The following is a 17,293-nucleotide window of genomic DNA, read 5'->3' as shown; positions in this document are numbered from 1 at the left end:
CCGCACTCGCGTTTTCTATCTTTAGGTTTATAAACTTTTTAACCCCATAAGTTCCATTATGTACGATCCTCGATTTTTACCCATTTGCAAAGAAGACCTGGACGAACTCGGTTGGGATTACGTTGACGTGATCATCATCAGCGCCGACGCTTACGTGGACCACCCTTGCTTTGGGCATGCGGTTGTCGGGCGACTTTTGGAACATGAGGGTTTGCGCGTAGCGATTTTGCCGCAGCCGAACTGGCGCGATGACTTGCGCGATTTCAAGAAGCTTGGAAAGCCGAGGCTTTTCTTTGCGATTTCGAGCGGCATGGATTCCATGGTGAACCACTACACCGCCGCAAAGCGCCTCCGCAGCGACGACGCCTTTACGCCAGGGAACAAGGCCGGATTCCGCCCCGATTACGCGACATACACGTACGCAAAAATTTTGAAAAAGCTCTACCCCGATGTGCCGCTCCTCATTGGCGGTCTCGAATCGAGCCTTCGTCGCGTGACGCATTACGACTACTGGAGCAACAGACTCAAGCCGAGCATTCTGTTCGATACGCAAGCCGACATTCTCGTTTACGGCATGGGCGAAAAGCCACTCAAAGAAATCGTTCGTTTGCTCAAAAAAGGCGTTCCGTTCTCAAGCCTGAATTCTGTTCCGCAAACTGCCTACTTGGCGCCCAAGGGAAATGTCCCGAAGAACAGCAAGTGGGAAGACTTGCGACTCTACAGCTACGAAGAATGTCTAGAAAGCAAGCGAAACCAAATCGAGAACTGCCGCAGGGTGGACATCGAATGCAACAAGTGGTTCCAGCACCGCATTCTGCAAGATGTCGCCGAACAAACCGTGGTGATTAACCCCGCGTACCCGCCGCTCGAATACGGCGAGCTCGACGAAAGTTTTGAATACCCCTACGCCCGTGAACCGCACCCGCGTTACAAGAAACGCGGCAACATTCCGGCGTTTGACATGATCAAGTTCAGCATCAACACGCACCGTGGCTGTTTTGGCGGTTGCAGTTTCTGCGCCATCAACGCACACCAGGGCAAGTTCATCGCAAGCCGTAGCCGCGAAAGCATTCTGCGCGAAGTCGAAATCGTGACGAATATGGAAGGCTTTGCCGGAACGATTACAGACCTCGGCGGCCCCAGCGCAAACATGTACAACATGCGTGGCCGCGACCCGAGCCGTTGCCAAAAGTGCGCCCGTGCAAGTTGCCTTACGCCCAAGATTTGCGACAACATGGACACGCACCACGCCGAAATCTTGAGCCTTTATCGCGAAGTGCGCAACCATCCGAAAGTGAAGCATCTGTTCATCGGAAGTGGCGTTCGTTACGACATGCTCTTGCAGGAGACCGATGACGAAGAACTCCGCAAGGACCACGAAGAATACGCCCGCGAACTCATCGACTACCACGTGAGCGGACGCTTGAAGGTCGCACCGGAGCATACGAGCGACGCCGTTTTGAAACTGATGCGCAAGCCGAGCTTTACGCTGTTCCACAAGTTCAAGGAATTCTTTGACGACGAATGTAAGCGCATCGGCAAAAAGCAACAGCTGATTCCGTACTTTATCAGTAGCCATCCGGGATGCACCGAAGCGGACATGGCTGAACTTGCACTCGAAACAAAGCAATTGGGTTTCCAGTTGGAACAAGTTCAAGACTTTACACCAACGCCGATGACCATTGCGACCGAGATGTTCTACGCCGAAATGACGCCGGACGGAAAGCCACTCTTTGTCGCAAAAACGCCCGAAGAAAAAGCGAACCAGAAGCAGTTCTTCTTCTGGTACATTCCTGCAAACCGCCCACACCTGCGAGAAGTTTTGGAACGACTCAAGATGGGTAAGGTCAGCCGCCTGCTGCTGAGCCGTACAGCAATGGCGGAGGGCAAGGAATACTTCCCGAGCAAGGAACGCGAAGAAAACGAAGACTTCCGCAATCGCGAAATGCAAAAGCGCGACGAACGCACGCAAGCTTTGCGCCCGAAAAAAGAGAAAGTCAAGAACCGCTGGCGAGACGAAGGGTACAAAGGTCGTGGCTTTAACGAAGGACGCGAGCCGCAAAGGGAACCGCGCGAATTTCAGTTCCGCGAAGAACGCTTTAGTGAAAGTCGCGGGAACCGCTTTGGCGAGAATCGCGGATTCAGCGAGAGTCGCGACCGCTTTGAACGAGATGGAGAACGCCAAGAACGTCGCGGATTCCACAGCGACCGCCGATTCGATGACCGCCGAGATTTCGATCGTAACGAGAATCGCCGCGACTTTGACCGCCGTGGCAATGTGTTCGAAGACCGCCGAGACTTCGATCGCAATGGGGATCGCCGCGGGAACCAGCAGAATGCACCGTTCCGCGAGCACCGCAATGTAGAAGACAAGAACCGCTTCAACAGCGGCGAAATAAACCTCGCCAGCCGCCGCTCACACGGCAAGGGCTTCAAGAAACCGACGTTTAAGAAGTAGCAGCGGGACCGCCGCCGAGCAGTCATCCCAGGCTCTTTATCACCCCGCACTTGTAACACTAATGAATCTCGCCCTACTTAGACTATTCTCTATCCTGATTGCAGTAAACTCGCTGAATTCAGTCGCGGGGCTATTGTTGCGAATTACTATGAGAGAATTCGAAGAAGGCGAGTCATTTGCAGACTTCATTCCAATGATTCTCATAAGTACCATTGTTGCTCTTGTGGGGATAATCGTCTTCGTAAAGAAGAACACTAGACTCCTGATGGTCTATTCCGTCATTATGATAATAGTGATTATTGTCGGTAGTATAACTTATGCACATGCGTATTTAAATCTTTCTGTGTCACCGGGAATCGGGTTCCTATTACAATGGCTTGCCGACCACTTTATAAATTTGTTTATGGTTATCTATGTCGTCTCGTTGTTTATAGGGCGAATGAAATTTCCGGAAGGGAACCGTGTGAACCTGGGCCTGCTCCGATTCTGCGCCGTAGCCTTTTTGATAGACGGATTGGGATTTTTGGTACATATTGGGCACGACCATTCTGTACCTGTCGTGGTTATGACCATAGCATCGATTTCGGCAAGCATTTTCGCTCTTGTCAAGAACAACACGCAAGTCCTGAAAGCCTTCGCAGTATGTTCGCTAGCTTGGCTTCTATGGAATCACATTGAATTTGTTCACGGAAATATGTTTGGCGCATATTACATCGCCAGTGCTATCGTGAGCATAGTTTTCAGCGTACACCTCGTGGTGTGCGTTGCCACATTCTTTATCGATACGGAAGAGAGTAAGTTCTATTTCCAGAAGCTGAAGAAGCTATTCTTCAAGTGGAAAGAACTTACCTGAATTTACATTCGCTCATTTAGGAGTGTGCGAGCACACTCCACCATTGCAAAATCACGAAGTGATTTTGCCAAACGCGCGGCTCGGTTATAGCCAAGCGAGGTTGACGCTTCGCGTCCGTGGCTTCATTTATCAAATATAAAACCATAAATGGTTTATGCTTGATAAATTTGCACACTCTTGGCTGCAACACTCGCCTTATGCGTTTGTCGCCCTTACGGCTCATTTAGGAGTGCGCAAGCACACTCCACCATTCGCCTTTTTCGCGTTCAACGGAGACTTTGAAGCCGGCTTCTTCGAACCACTTGAGGATGTAATCCTTTTCTGTGACGAGCTGTCCACTAATAATAAGTTCACCACCTTCGGCGAGCAAGTCTTCGATGTCGTCGCGAAGCGGCCAAAGTTCGCTGCGGATCATGTTGCAGAGAATCACGTCGAACTTCGTTCCGTCCTTGAACGCATCCAGGAATCCAAGCACACAGTCGCTTTCGCCAAAGCCATTGCGTTCAAAGTTTTCCGCAATGCAAGGAATCGTAAGCGGATCAATTTCCGTACCCACAGCAAGGCTTGCGCCCTTACGACGAGCAAACATCGCCAAGATGCCCGTACCCGTTCCAATGTCGAGAACAGTCTTGCCCTTGAAATCAACGTTTTCCATAAGCGCAGCACAGCTACTAGTCGTTTCGTGCTCGCCCGTTCCAAATGCAGTCTTTGCCTCAAGTTCCAAGACAACCGCTTCAGGATCTTCCGGCGTAAACTCCACCCAAGGTGGGCGCACCCAAAGGTGCTCGCTCACAGCCACAGGCTGCGCACGGTCACGCCACCACTTGTCCCAATCCTTTGCAGGCTCTTCGGTGACCTTGAAATTGTACTGCGGAAATTCCGCCACGATGCGGTCGCGTTCCGCCTTGTCGCCCGTGTAAAAACAGAACTCCGTGCGGCCAGCGGTCACCGGGTCGAGTTCTTCGAGCGTCGCAACACCCGCCTCGAAAAGCAGGTAGCTTGCAATTTCATATTCTTCATCGGGGCAGTTGCCCTCAGCCTTGTACCAAGTTTCAATTTTCTGCATAGTTTAAATTTATGAAAATTAAAGGCTCGCCGCCTAGCTTTCGAATTTTTATAACCATAATTCAAGAAAGATCTTCATGCGGGCGGGGCCCCAGCTCGGAGTTGACGCCTACGGCGTCAGCGGCTTCACTCGGTCATGTGCGCCTGCAAGCAGTCGCCCGCGACTCTCGTTTTGCACGCTACTGCGAAGACAATACCTTGGCCGACGCTCCCATTCTCAACACGAATATCTATCAATTCTAAATAATTAACGTTTTTCTCGTTTTGAAGCTGTTTTTACTTTTAAACTAGCTTTTTATGTTTTCACATCATAGTATATTCAACAAAGTGACTATTCAAAAGCTAGAGATTAAAAAAGAATATATTTAGACTAACAACGTCGAATAACCATGCTTTACATCCACCAATTCCCAGACTGGACGCGATTCCGCTTCGATTCTCCCAAGGTGCTCCAAGCGCTTGGGCAGACACGCCTTGAAGAAGGCAAGCTCATCGGAATCATGCAGATCTGCGGATTGAAGGACATCGAAGCCAAGCTCCTCGCCGAAGACATCGTCGCCAACTACGCCATCGACGGCTACACGCTCGACCCCACGAACACGCTAGCCGAAGTGGAACTCAAAAGCAAAGGTTCGCAAAACTACATCAAGAACTATCTAGGCGCCATCCAGAACGCCTCGCAGCCCCTCACCGAAGAACGCCTATTCAACTGGCATTCCGCGATGGGTCAGAACAAAGTCTTAAAGTTCCGCGAATCACCCAGCGAAGTGCAAACGACCATCGACGCGACCGCCCCCGATTTCGCTCCCAAGACGCTCCATTTTGTAGGCCCGAACCCGGAACGCCTCCAAAGCGAAATGGAAAACTTTTTATCGTGGTTCGAAAGCGCAAATATAGATGGGGTGATTAAAGCCGCAATTGCACATTTCTGGTTCATCACGATTCGCCCCTTCGCCGACGCAAACGGAAGACTCGCCCGCGCCATCACGGCCATGCAACTTGCACGCACCGAGAACACGACTCATTGCCAATACGCGCTAAACAAACAAATTAACATTCACAAAAGCGACTACTTCAAGATTCTCGCACGAACGCAAGCCGCTAGCGGCGATCTCACCGAATGGATTTTATGGTTCCTGCAAATGATGCGAGACGCCATCAAGGACAGCGAACAACTTTTCGCCTCTGCAATCAGCCGCATCCAGTTCCGCAGCGCCCACGCAAACGACACGTTCAGCGCCCGCGAACAACAGCTCATCGATGAAATCATGGCAGGCCGTCTCGCGCAACCCTTCACCGCAAAAGAAGCGGCCGCCTTTTTCAATGCAAGCCACGACACCGCCCTCCGCGAAATCCAGAGTCTCATGGACAAAGGAATCCTCGAGACAAACAAAAAAGGCGGCCGCAGCATGCGATATAAGCTTGTGGACCGTCATCCGTGATAAACAGCGACGCCCTTTGCCGTGAGTAAATACTTCTGTCGAGGGTGCCGAGGCGAAATGCGTTGCGTTATAAACGCAAAAGACGCAATTCTCCATTTGACAGAGAATCACATCATGCAGTAATCAGCATTAAACGATTATCCCTGATTGCTTGTAATATGAAATCCACAACCATTGGGGCATGGATAAACATGCAACGGAATCCCACTTTGTTTAGAACGATGTTCCGCGACAATAAGCGCCTCACCCTCTGTTGGATACAACATCTTTCTTTTACCATCTTTTCCGCAACAAGTACACATGTCATTTGCAGGAATAGATTCCTCCGCATTCACCGCCAACTTCGCTATTTTCCGACCCAAATCCTTCGATTTTGACGCTTTAATCTTTTGTGACTTTTGTTCCGAAGCCCACTGATTCACTTTCTTTGAAACATACTCGGCATCAGCACGCTTTTGTTGCTCTTCTGCAATAAAAGCCTTAATCTTATTGGGCGCCTGCGCATAGAATTCATCAAAAATTTTTCTTTGCAGCTTTAATTGTTTGTAGTAAGACGACCTTTTAAATTCGCTGATATCGTTCAGTTCAACAAGCAACTTACTTTTATCGTCAATCCACTTTTGAAGGGTTTCCTTCGTCTTGCTCGCATCAATATAATCCGACAGCGCCCAAGAAACCCGTTGTAGCAAATCGTGACATAAGCGATTCCGTTCAGCAGCAAGGGCCTTGCGGCGTTCAAAAAAATTGCGAATGAAGGTGAACATGGAACTACCTAATTTAATAGGGAAAGTTATACCGTCATCAAGGATAAATAAAAGATATCACTTACGCCTTATAATCAGCCTGCTTTTCAGCTACATTTTTGTATTGCATTTCAGGCGCAAAATACAGCAGGTTGTTGACTGCGGCATTTTCTTCAGTCGTTTCGAAATCATCCATGTTATCCGTCCACATTTCGCATTGGCTGATGACGGTCTTTAGGGCATCTTCCTGGCCTTCGGGCGGATACTTATATTTCTTCAGCAGGCGTTTAATGAGCCTGCGCATGTTGGCACGGGCGCTTTCTTTGCGCTGCCAGTCGATCGTTCTATTTTTGCGGAGGAGTTCCGTTAGTTCGCGGGTCATGGCGACCAACTGATCGTTGCTATAGAAATCTTTTGCGGCTTCGGGCTTGGTGAGCGCATCATAAAACGCGACTTCTTCTTTTGTCAAGCCAAGCTTTTCGCCAGAGAATGCGGCTTCCTTAATTTGCTGTGCCAAATTGAGCATTTCTTGAATGACTTGTTCGTTAGTCAGCATTCCGTTCAAGTAACGGTTCATCGCCCCTTGGAAAAGTTCAGAGAATTTCTGCGCGTTTACCACATTCGTGCGCGAATAAACCTTGACCTGCTCTGCAATCAACTTTTTCAGGATTTCAACCGCGATGTTCTTCTGCTTCATCTTGGCGATATCTTCAAGGAATTTCGGATCGAACAGTGAGAACTTTTCACCAACATCGCTAAACAAGTTCAGTACGCCATCTGATTTAACGCTCTGTTTCAAGAGTTCGTTAATGCGCTCGTTGACATCCTTTAGGCTGAACTTTTTGTCGCCGCGGCCGTAGAGAAAACGCATAATTTGCACGCGGACCGCTTCGAAAAAGTTCACCTCGGCCTGCATGTTCTTTGGCACAATCGAAGAACACAGCGAAAGCGATTGATGCAACATCAACCCTTCCTTGATAAACGATTTTTTCTGCTCTTCGCGGCTCGGGTCCAGAATAAAGTTTAGTGCATCGGTAATGCACATGCCAATTTGTAGTGCGGAACCCGTAAAGAATTTGGAGTAATCGAATCCGTGGAACAGACTGCGGCAAATTTCCAGTTTTTCTTGGAACTTGGGGAACGCATCCTTGGCAATATCCATATCACCGTAGCGTTTCCTGTCGCGAACGGTATAGTCGTTCATTGCGCGCTTGAGCGCACTTGCAATTCCGATGTAATCAACAACGAGGCCGCCTTCCTTGTCCTGATAAACGCGGTTCACACGGGCAATGGCCTGCATCAAGTTGTGGCTTTCCATCGGCTTGAAAACGTACATCGTGGCAAGCGACGGCACATCGAATCCTGTAAGCCACATATCAACGACAATGACAATCTTCAAAGGGCTTTCGTTATCCTTGAAACGGACAGCAAGTTCTTGGCGTTTCGATTTATTGCCGACAATCGGTCGCCATTCTTCCGGATCCTTGTTGCTTTCCGTCATGACCACGGCAACCTTTGCGTCGTCACCGGGGACTGTAACCAACTTCGAGCCGATTGTCACTTGCGATGTTGTCCCCGCCCATTCAGGGCGCAGTTCCAAAATTCGCTCGTAAATTTTCATTGCGATGTCGCGGGAGTATGCTACAATCATCGCCTTGCCCGTATAAAGGTGTTCGCGATGTTCTTCGTAATGTTCAAGAATATCATCCACCAGCGAAGCAATCGTCTTGCCGTTCCCGAGGACACTTTCTAGCTGGCCCAATTCTCGCTTACTCTTTTCGATGACTTCCGGGTCTGCATTACCGGCGAGCAAATCGTATTCATCGTCAATTTGCTTGAGGACCTTGTCGTCCAACTTGAGTTTGACAACGCGGCTTTCGTAATAGACAGGACGAGTCGCACCATCTTCGACCGCCTGCGTCATATCGTAAATGTCGATATAGTTGCCGAACACTTCGGTAGTGTTGCGGTCGTCGCGGCTGATAGGCGTTCCCGTGAATCCGATAAAACTGGCGTGCGGAAGGCTATCGCGGATAATGCGAGCAGTACCCTTGACCCTATGCGCAATCAAATTGCCCTGGTCATCCTTCGTTGTCTTGATTTTTTCAGTCAAGCCGTATTGACCACGGTGCGCTTCGTCCGCAATCACAATGATATTGCGGCGGTCAGAAAGTGGCTCGTTCGATTCTTCGAACTTTTGCATCGTCGTAAAGATGATGCCGTTCGCCTTGCGCCCGTTCAGCAGCGATTTCAAATGTTCGCGCGATTCCGCCTGAACAGGAACCTGTCGCAGAAAATCCTTGCAGTTGGCAAATTGCGTGTAAAGTTGATTGTCAAGGTCGTTGCGGTCGGTAATCACCACAATCGTCGGGCTTTCAATCGTCGATTGTAGCAAGTGCGCATAAAACACCATGCTGAGCGATTTACCCGAGCCTTGCGTATGCCAGAAGACGCCGATTTTACCGTCGCCCTGCACGGCCTGTTCCGTGCGGACAATCGCCTTGCGGACTGCAAAATACTGATGGTACCCAGCCAGAATCTTGTAACTTTTCAGCCCTTCGTTGTTGAAGCAGATAAAATTCTTGATGATGTCCAGCAGCCGTTCTTTCTGGAAAATTCCTTCAAAGAAAGTCGTGAAATCGGCAAGCGCAGTCGTTTCTTTGTCGCCGTCCTTCGTCTTCCATTCCATAAAGCGGTCGTCGCCGCTCGTAATCGTACCCGCCTTAGAAACAAGCTGATCCGACATCACGCAAATGCAGTTGTAAATGAACAGACTCGGGACTTCTTGCATGTAATTACGAATCTGCAAGTAGGCTTCGCTTGCATCAGTCTCTTCGCGGCTTGGAGACTTGAGCTCAAACAGACAAATCGGCAGCCCGTTCAAAAACAGCAGAACATCGGGCCGCTTGTTGGACTTCTCGACAACCGTCCACTGGTTCGCAAAAATGAAGGAATTGTTCCCGACATTCTTGTAATCGACCAGGTAAATAATGTCGGCCTTTGTTTCGCCATTCTTTGAATAAGTGACCTCGACGCCGTTCTGGATATAATCCATGAACAAGGCGTTCTGTTTTACAAGGTCGTTATTTTCAAAATGGCGAATCTTGTTCAACGCCTCTGCAATGGCATGCGAATCCGCCTTCGGGTTAATTCGGCAAATCGCTTCTTCAAGAACCGGCTCGTAAAGCGGGTCTCGAAAATCCCTCTCTACATCGGGCCCATAGCAATAATCCCAGCCCAGGGTTTCCCTGAACAACTCAATAAGGCATTGCTCGTAGGCGTTTTCGTTGTAGATTGACGGCATTTGACTAAATCCTTTGTGAGAAATTTAATCAAAAAATGCGACCGAACACCCCAAAATTGCGTTTTTTTCCCGAAAAACGGCATTCTGCGTGTACATCCGTAAAAATTTTACGGCAGGTGCTGTTTTTGTTTAAATATTTAGGTATATTTATAGCGATTTAAGGTAGGTTTTACGAATGCTAGCGAAATTTTCCGTAAAAAATTTTAAGAACTTCGAAAAAAAGTTCACAATTGACCTGTCTCAAACCAAGCAATACGCCTTTTCGGAAGCTTGCGTAAAGGACGGTATTGTCAAGACCGGTTTGATTTACGGACCGAACAGCATTGGAAAATCTAATCTCGGAAAGGCGATTTTTGATATAGTGCAGAACCTGACGGACAAGCAGCGAAATCCGATGCTGTACATGTCCTATACAAATGCAATGCATTTAGAGAATAATGCCGAATTTGTATATGAATTCGTTTTTGGTTCATCCCGTGTTCGATACGAATATAGCAAGCCTTCTTATGAAGATATTTTGGAAGAAAAATTCTTTGTAGATGATGTCCAGGTTGTATCTCGTAGTTGGAATGATTTTCATACGGATTTACAAGGGGCTGAAACGCTTAATGGAAACAAGCTTGACATAAAGATTTCTGCAATGCGCTTTATTAGGGCAAATGCAGTTCTTGCTGACAACGCGACGAATAAAGTCGTCAAGGATTTTTTTGATTTTGTTGATCGTATGCTTATGTTTTCGCACCTTCGACAAAATTATTATCAAGGTTTTGCTGTTGGCAGCACACAAGTTGATGTTGAGATTATACGGAAAGGAAAACTCAAGGAACTTGAAGATTTCCTTAATTCTGTTGATGTTGACTGCAAGTTGAAAAGCCTAAAAATATATGGGCAGGAAAAGCTGTTCTTTGATTTTGGCGGTAACCACATTATTGATTTCTGGGAGAATGCTTCTACAGGAACTCAAGCACTCGTATTCTTCTTTTTCTGGTACATGCAAATGCAAGGGAATGCATCGACCACGCCCAGCTTTGTTTACCTTGATGAATTCAACGCTTTCTATCACGAGAAAACGGCTGCGAAAGTCGTGGAAATGTTGCGGAACGTCCAAAGCCAGGTTCTGTTGACTACGCATGATTCTACTTTGCTGACAAACGATTTGATTCGCCCAGACTGTGCCTTCAAAATGTTGCCCGAATACAAGGATTCTGATTCCTATGTGATGGGCCCGCTTTCGTCTAGGACGCAGAAGGAATTGCGCCAGGCTCTCAACATTCCCAAAATGTTCCGTGCAGGAGCTTTCGATTGAGTTCCGCAAAGGTCCTTTTTGTATTGGAGGGTGAACAGCCCGAAGGGAACATAGTCGCCCGATTGCAAAAGGCTTTCCCTGAAGAACTAGCCGATTTGTCTAGCGATTTGGTGAAAATTGTTTTCTCGTCCAACATCTATAGCCTTTATGGTAAGTTAAAAGACGATGATGGCTTTTTAGATGTTGTAGAGGTCATAAAAGAACAGCATAAGGAAGATAAGGAACTCCAGGATTTGGATAGGGAATCAGTTTCTCAGGTATTCCTGTTCTTTGATTTGGATATCCATGGGCTAGCCCAATCGATTGAGCAGTCTTGCGAACAACTCTGCGAATTGGTTAAATTCTTTAATAACGAAACCGAAAACGGCAAATTGTTTTTGAGCTATCCGATGGTCGAAGTGGTCAATATATGCGACCAATCAAACGGCCTTTTGCCCGAAGACAGAAAACTGTTTAAAATTTGTGATTGCGAAGAAGACGGTTTCAAACATTTTGTGAATGATTTGAACCGTGATTCAAAAACAATCTGCAGAGCAAATTGCCGAGAAAATTGGCTAATCATCAGCAAGGCAAATTACGAAAAAGCCAAGTGGCTAATGAAATTGCCAACTGGGACCTTATCGCTCGAACAAATGCAGCAGCCAACCATTTTACAGCACCAACAAGTCTTGATAAAGAATGAGGGTGTTGTCGCTACCCTCAGTGCGTTCCCATTCTTCTTGCTGGAATACTTGGGAGCGGGGAAAATGCAGAATTTGCTACTATGATAAAGTAGTCAATTTTTCAAGGAATATATCCACATTACTTGCCTGGAAACAATTTAATTGGAAACCTCGTTTATTCATTCGTTCAACGAATAATGCGGTTCTAACATCAACCATAACAGGCATGAAGTACGAGAAGGCAACTAATTGTCCATCCACATAAGAACTGGATTCAATCTTTCTTTGTTTATCTCGCCACAATTCTTTGCAATATTCTTCTTTATATGCATCTAGGATGTTCAATATGGTGATATCGCGAGAATCTATTGTCTCTAGTGTATTTAATGGAATATTCAAATTCTCCGAGATATCCTTTAGAAGGTTTTTGATTTCAACTAGCCGCAAAAAGTCTAAAATAGGCATGTTTTGTGGCAATTTTGATTGCAAATCCTTTATATGGTCAAAATGGCCCTGATTCACCATATTCCTAGCTTTGTCTATAAACAGTTCTTTGCCGTAAGAAGGCTCGTTTTCAAATGATTTTTTATATGAACGCGATTCAAAAAGTTTACCAATATTTTCTATTTGGGATTCCATAAAAACTTTCTCTATCGGAAAATCAGAAATTTTCATTTTCCTTAATCGCGGATCAAATAGCATTGGATTTGCAAGAACTGCATTTTTTCTCTTACTCTTTTCCAAATAAGAATCAAAGGTGTTCAAATAGTTTGTAATATCAGTTGTATCACCGAACAAAACAGAGCCCGTCTCAATTCTAATTTTATCTTTGAGAAAATCACTTAAGGAGTCTTTGGAATTTGATAACTTGTGAAGATATTCTAAGGATATCAAATAAGGGATACTTCCTAGTTCCGGTTCTGAATGGAGTGGCAAAGTAGCTATTTGTGGAAGTTGAGAAAGGTAGGTTAAACGTTTAAGTCGATTACTTTCATCAACATCAACCAATTCTAAAAGAACTTCTAAAGGCAAAAAGGGAACTACGCCACATGCCTCCCACTCTTTATAGGAGATATTCTCTTTTATAAGCTTAACCCAAATTGAGGTATCGAATAAAACCGGCGTAAACTGATTCATATTTATTCCTCTATTCCCATTTCGCATTTGGGGCAAAACCATCCCATTTTGATCTTTTCGAACATGCTAGACCCCTTGTTCTCGTCATCATAGAACAACTCCATGATGTAATCAATTAAGAAATGTTCTCCAATGAACGCGTTGCAATGTGGGCAAACATTTGCCTGATAGTACTCTCCTCTAGTTTTACTAAATCGTTGCTGCACGATAACCCCATGTTCTTTTGCAAAGGATCTTTCGTGTTCGTCAAAACTGATTGGAGTTTTGGGATCGTAGTGTTTTTTCTTTAGCCAGGCGGAGCTGACAATCAGGGCTATTTTCATTGGTTGGCCGCAACGATGGCATTCTATATTTCCAATGGCCATAACTTTGGTATCCATAAAGGAACCGCAGGTCGGGCATTTAGGATTCTTGCAGAACCAAAATTCGTCCGGCTTTTTAGCACGATCTTCAATGTTGTCTAAATCGGCTTCAGAATTAATGTTCAGGCGATAAAGAGAAATGTTATTTTTTCGATAATATTCCAGCGTTTCTTCTTCTGGCGGATGCGTTACAACTACTTCTATGGCGAGATAAGGCTTTCCGTTTTTATCTATTAAGGTGATATCTGGAATACATGTTCCTAGATTCTTCTCAACGGCAATTTCTTTTGTAATCTTTAAAAGATTTGCTTCGTGCACTTCGCCGCAATGCCCACATGTAAAAGATAATGGGAATGGCTCATTATTAGCCACTTTGGCTTCTAGAATATTCGCGAGCATCATTTTAAAGGAGTGATGTAATACGCCTTCGGGAGTGCAATTAGGAGTAAGCGCTTTATGAGCAAAATGAGGTCTTCTGCTGCCAGGACCTTCTTTGCCACTTTTTCGGAGAATCATTTCTCCCTGGCAAAGCGGACATGAAAATTTACCACCCTTTTCTGCCTGTAATGCGGTAACAAGAGAATTCTTTGAATCTAATGCTGATGTATAAAGAAGTTTGATTTTGGTCATATAGTAAATATACTTTCACTTAAATGACAAACTGTGACATAATACTATTTTTATTAAAAGATGGATCTTTTTGTTTGTAAAAAATAAAAATTCACATTGCCAAGGAGGCGACTTTTTCGAACCATTGAATGAGCGTATGGCAAATGTTTTACTAAAATCAGAAAGTCAAGCGATTGATGCGCTTGACTTCGAAAAATATTTTTATCAGGGACAAAATATATAGTTTATTCATTCAGTATTTCTAAAATGTATTTTTCTGGGTCTATTAAATATAATCGACATTCTAAAATTCCGGTTTCAGGAATTTTAAAACCTAATTTTTCAAAATGCTCTCGGTGTTTTTTAGGCATTTGATATCCTGAAGATCCATCATGCCCTTTGCCGTCTACACGAACAGAATAAAGCTGTCCGCCTTTCCCTTTGGGTTTTGCATAAACATGTGCGTGTTTAACGGTGTTCGATAATGTATCCGCCTTATGAATAGCATATGATTGATTGGTTCCCGGAATTAAATCATAACTTTCAAATAAAGCTTTTTCGTTGTTGTAGACATAAGGGCACTTTTCTATTTTTTTGAAACATTCTTCATCCAAGTATTCTAGCAATGTTTCCCCTTTGGAAGGGTAAACTGCGAACGGAAAATTTAAGCAAGGGTCATCTTTTAAGGGATTCTGTTTTTCTGCATATCCATTCGATTGGATGAATTCGTTAGGTTTGCCCTTTGTCAACTCAAAGGCTTCATTTATGGTAAGGCAGTCTCTGTGAATGAATTCACTTGATGAGTTAATGTATAAATAGGAAAAAAGGCCAACCACTTCTCCATCTATTTCGCATTCATAAGCATATTCGTTTTGTGAACAAGAGTGGATTATCTCTATGCCGTCCTCCTGGGGCATGTTATCCCACCATTTTTTCTTGGCGTCTTCAGAATTAATTTTCCTAGATTCAAGCAGAATTCCTTTATGTGTGGCGCCTTCTAAGAAAATTTTAAAGCCCTTCAAATTGATTTGTTTTCGTTGGACTGATTCTGAAAGTTGTAAAATCTCAGGCTTGGGTTGTTGCGTAGTAACAAATCGGTCATAACCTTGTACAGTTGTATAATCGTGAAATCGAGGTGCAAACGATACATTTGATCGACAGCAATCAACAAACATTAACGCTTTTTTTGTAACACCTTTGAGCAATTCAGTAATTTCACTTAAATACATTGATGAGTATGAACTGCAATAAATGAAATCCCCCTTAGGAGACATGCTCTCGTCGATTGACGTGTCAAATCCACCATGCCCTGAAAAAACGAAAAATATATAATCGCATTCGTCTTTAATTTCCTCGGCTAAGTAATGATGCAATACTGCGGAATTAGATGTGGGCAATATTTTAATTTCCGAATCGCTCCAAGATCCTCCTAACGGAGAATTAAGATATTCTTTCCAATTTTTGACGTCATTTATAGGCCCTTTTAGCGGACTTATGAATCCGTTATCTTCGGGATATACAAGAATAGCTTTTCTTATCATTTAAGAATTTCCTTGCGGTTATTTACAAATTTGTTTTAATTTATATTATTTAAAACAACATGATAATCAAAAGAACAACTTGTAAAAATAAAATAGCACAATAATTGATTCAATTCCGCGTCAACATAAACAAAAATTTACTTTGTAACTATTTTCGATTCAAATAGTCCTCAATTTTTCAAGGTTTAAACACTTCTTCAGACACCATTTTTTTGAATTGCTTTATTTCATCGTTAACGGCATTTATGTACTTTTGGTAATCATCATAGGTATTTGGAAATTTTTTCTGAAGGTTGTTACAACATTCATTCCAAAATACTGCATAAGGCTTATTCAGCTCGTTCAATTTTTTTGAAATCTGTTCAGTTCGTCCCCACAATTCGCAGGCGATGCGATTACATTCGCATTCCTTGGGCTTTGCAAGGATTTTCTCTAACAAAAAAGAAAAATACTTTAGATAAGTTTCCGCTTGATAATCGTCAGAAATATCATTCCACATAAATAAATCATAATAAAGATCAAAGTCGTTAGATTTTAAAATATTCGTATTTTCAATTAAATCTGTGAATATTCTTGTCAAATCATTCATGCAAGCATTGAACAAATGCTTTATTACAGTTCTGCTGGCATCTTGATACTTTATTGCATCAAGGATGAGTCGGTATTCATGCAATATGAATTGAATACACTTTCTATCGTAATGTTTGAGCCTGTAAATATTTTTGTAAGTTGACGAAATATCAAAATAGCATTGGAGATAATTGCCATTCCAAGAAATAAATTCACAAGAATCATGATGAGAATTAAATAAACGGCAAGCAATAAAAGTATGACTTATGAAATCAATATTTTCATATTTTATAGCTGTATCGTAAAGGTATAAGATGCTACCTAAAATGGTTTCCTTAAAACCTTTATAACCATCAGATTTTTCAACATAAAATCCTTCATAGGGAGAAGCTTGGATCTTATTAAGAATATTTTTAGAAGGGTCTATTATAGCGTGAAATATGTTGGCTGCGACTGCGTTATCTTGACTGAGTCCTCTTTCAATCAATACCCCTGCTAACATCTTTAAAGAGTTTAATTGGAAGAGATTCTTGTCAAAATCACAATAATCTATTTTTGTTAAAAAACTTTTGTATATCGCATTAACATAATTGATTTTTATGACAGAATTGTCTTTTTGATTTATTTTTTCGCAAACGCTTACGAAAAATCTATTGAATTTATCTTCGTCTTGATCTCGATAACATTTAGAATGGGGTTTTACTTGACTAATATGTAAGTAAAACCAGTCAAATATAAAATCAAAAATACATGCCGATTCAAATTCATCATTTCGTTCAACAACTCCACAGCACAATCTTAACAAATCATCAAAATTACTTTCTCCCTTTGGAATCTCCCCTTTTTTGTATGAAAGAAACTCATTCTCTTTAATTTCAGAAATGATTTTTTTTGCGGCATATATAGGGTCCAACATTTTTTTCAAACGTTGCAATAGATAAATGGATGTTGCTATTCCATAGACGATACCGCAGGCTGAATAAAATTTTTTTCCTGATTCAGGTATTGCATTTGTGAGTGTCAACAAAATGATTCCTGCAGGAACAATGATGCAGAATAGAATTACCAATGGTGAAAGCACCATTTTCAACAACTTAATTGAATTGAATTTGTGAAAATTTTCTTGAGCTAAGATGAACAATGATGTAAAATTAAAGATGAAAAGCGGAGAAAAAAAAGTAATAAGAAAAATAAAATTATTATCCATATTAATCCTTTATATTTAGTAATAGAATGATTAT

The 17,293-nt window shown here is 43.6% G+C and carries 12 protein-coding genes; 5 read left to right on the top strand and 7 right to left on the bottom strand.

Annotated elements, in window-relative coordinates; genetic code table 11:
* Positions 1-58 precede the first annotated feature (58 nt).
* Both B7990_RS08845 and B7990_RS08840 read left to right on the top strand, forming a co-directional pair.
* Positions 59-2,458, top strand: coding sequence for a YgiQ family radical SAM protein (locus B7990_RS08845; protein WP_088640610.1), 2,400 nt, complete (start codon positions 59-61; stop codon positions 2,456-2,458).
* Positions 2,459-2,606: 148 nt separating this feature from the next.
* Positions 2,607-3,311: a hypothetical protein gene (locus B7990_RS08840; protein ID WP_088640609.1), complete on the top strand. Its 705-nt coding sequence runs from the start codon at positions 2,607-2,609 to the stop codon at positions 3,309-3,311.
* Positions 3,312-3,534: 223 nt separating this feature from the next.
* Here the strand turns inward: B7990_RS08840 and B7990_RS08830 are convergent, their stop codons facing one another.
* The gene (locus B7990_RS08830) at positions 3,535-4,377 is read right to left on the bottom strand and encodes a 50S ribosomal protein L11 methyltransferase (RefSeq protein WP_088640607.1); all 843 of its coding nucleotides are present in this window, start codon (positions 4,375-4,377) and stop codon (positions 3,535-3,537) included.
* Between the two features lie 388 nt (positions 4,378-4,765).
* On the opposite strand from B7990_RS08830, the gene B7990_RS08825 reads away from it, so the two are divergent.
* A complete protein-coding gene (locus tag B7990_RS08825; RefSeq protein WP_088640606.1) occupies positions 4,766-5,818 on the top strand; it encodes a Fic family protein in 1,053 nt (350 codons plus the stop codon).
* Between the two features lie 137 nt (positions 5,819-5,955).
* Here the strand turns inward: B7990_RS08825 and B7990_RS08820 are convergent, their stop codons facing one another.
* Both B7990_RS08820 and B7990_RS08815 read right to left on the bottom strand, forming a co-directional pair.
* Entirely contained in the window at positions 5,956-6,582 is a 627-nt protein-coding gene (locus B7990_RS08820; RefSeq protein WP_088640605.1) for a hypothetical protein, read from the bottom strand.
* Between the two features lie 61 nt (positions 6,583-6,643).
* Positions 6,644-9,865, bottom strand: coding sequence for a type I restriction endonuclease subunit R (locus tag B7990_RS08815; RefSeq protein ID WP_088640604.1), 3,222 nt, complete (start codon positions 9,863-9,865; stop codon positions 6,644-6,646).
* 175 nt (positions 9,866-10,040) lie between these two features.
* On the opposite strand from B7990_RS08815, the gene B7990_RS08810 reads away from it, so the two are divergent.
* Both B7990_RS08810 and B7990_RS08805 read left to right on the top strand, forming a co-directional pair.
* Positions 10,041-11,171 (top strand): ATP/GTP-binding protein, encoded by a 1,131-nt coding sequence (locus B7990_RS08810; protein ID WP_088640603.1) that lies wholly within the window; start codon positions 10,041-10,043, stop codon positions 11,169-11,171.
* Positions 11,172-11,233: 62 nt separating this feature from the next.
* Positions 11,234-11,938 (top strand): hypothetical protein, encoded by a 705-nt coding sequence (locus B7990_RS08805; RefSeq protein WP_141099248.1) that lies wholly within the window; start codon positions 11,234-11,236, stop codon positions 11,936-11,938.
* Here the strand turns inward: B7990_RS08805 and B7990_RS08800 are convergent.
* From B7990_RS08800 to B7990_RS08785, 4 genes are all read right to left on the bottom strand, one after another.
* The gene (locus B7990_RS08800) at positions 11,933-12,970 is read right to left on the bottom strand and encodes a hypothetical protein (protein WP_088640601.1); all 1,038 of its coding nucleotides are present in this window, start codon (positions 12,968-12,970) and stop codon (positions 11,933-11,935) included. The genes B7990_RS08805 and B7990_RS08800 overlap by 6 nt on opposite strands.
* Before the next feature lie 2 nt (positions 12,971-12,972).
* Positions 12,973-13,962 carry a hypothetical protein gene (locus tag B7990_RS08795; protein ID WP_141099247.1) on the bottom strand — a complete coding sequence of 330 codons (990 nt, stop codon included), beginning with the start codon at positions 13,960-13,962 and terminating at the stop codon, positions 12,973-12,975.
* A 224-nt stretch (positions 13,963-14,186) separates the two neighbouring features.
* On the bottom strand, positions 14,187-15,482 hold the full coding sequence (locus tag B7990_RS08790) for a caspase family protein (protein WP_088640599.1): 1,296 nt from the start codon (positions 15,480-15,482) through the stop codon (positions 14,187-14,189).
* A gap of 178 nt (positions 15,483-15,660) precedes the next feature.
* The gene (locus B7990_RS08785) at positions 15,661-17,259 is read right to left on the bottom strand and encodes a hypothetical protein (protein ID WP_088640598.1); all 1,599 of its coding nucleotides are present in this window, start codon (positions 17,257-17,259) and stop codon (positions 15,661-15,663) included.
* Positions 17,260-17,293 lie beyond the last annotated feature (34 nt).

The organism is Fibrobacter sp. UWB4 (assembly GCF_002210345.1).
Lineage (GTDB): Bacteria > Fibrobacterota > Fibrobacteria > Fibrobacterales > Fibrobacteraceae > Fibrobacter.
The sequence above is the reverse complement of the archived record's forward strand: the minus strand, read 5'-3'. Positions and strand labels throughout refer to the sequence as shown.

Excerpts from the sequence above, each read along its gene's own strand:
- B7990_RS08790 (WP_088640599.1), bottom strand. The coding sequence starts at position 15,482 with ATGATAAGAAAAGCTATTCTTGTATATCCCGAAGATAACGGATTCATA.
- B7990_RS08795 (WP_141099247.1), bottom strand. The coding sequence starts at position 13,962 with ATGACCAAAATCAAACTTCTTTATACATCAGCATTAGATTCAAAGAAT.
- B7990_RS08825 (WP_088640606.1), top strand. The coding sequence starts at position 4,766 with ATGCTTTACATCCACCAATTCCCAGACTGGACGCGATTCCGCTTCGAT.
- B7990_RS08820 (WP_088640605.1), bottom strand. The coding sequence starts at position 6,582 with ATGTTCACCTTCATTCGCAATTTTTTTGAACGCCGCAAGGCCCTTGCT.
- B7990_RS08830 (WP_088640607.1), bottom strand. The coding sequence starts at position 4,377 with ATGCAGAAAATTGAAACTTGGTACAAGGCTGAGGGCAACTGCCCCGAT.
- B7990_RS08800 (WP_088640601.1), bottom strand. The coding sequence starts at position 12,970 with ATGAATCAGTTTACGCCGGTTTTATTCGATACCTCAATTTGGGTTAAG.
- B7990_RS08845 (WP_088640610.1), top strand. The coding sequence starts at position 59 with ATGTACGATCCTCGATTTTTACCCATTTGCAAAGAAGACCTGGACGAA.
- B7990_RS08785 (WP_088640598.1), bottom strand. The coding sequence starts at position 17,259 with ATGGATAATAATTTTATTTTTCTTATTACTTTTTTTTCTCCGCTTTTC.
- B7990_RS08810 (WP_088640603.1), top strand. The coding sequence starts at position 10,041 with ATGCTAGCGAAATTTTCCGTAAAAAATTTTAAGAACTTCGAAAAAAAG.
- B7990_RS08840 (WP_088640609.1), top strand. The coding sequence starts at position 2,607 with ATGAGAGAATTCGAAGAAGGCGAGTCATTTGCAGACTTCATTCCAATG.
- B7990_RS08815 (WP_088640604.1), bottom strand. The coding sequence starts at position 9,865 with ATGCCGTCAATCTACAACGAAAACGCCTACGAGCAATGCCTTATTGAG.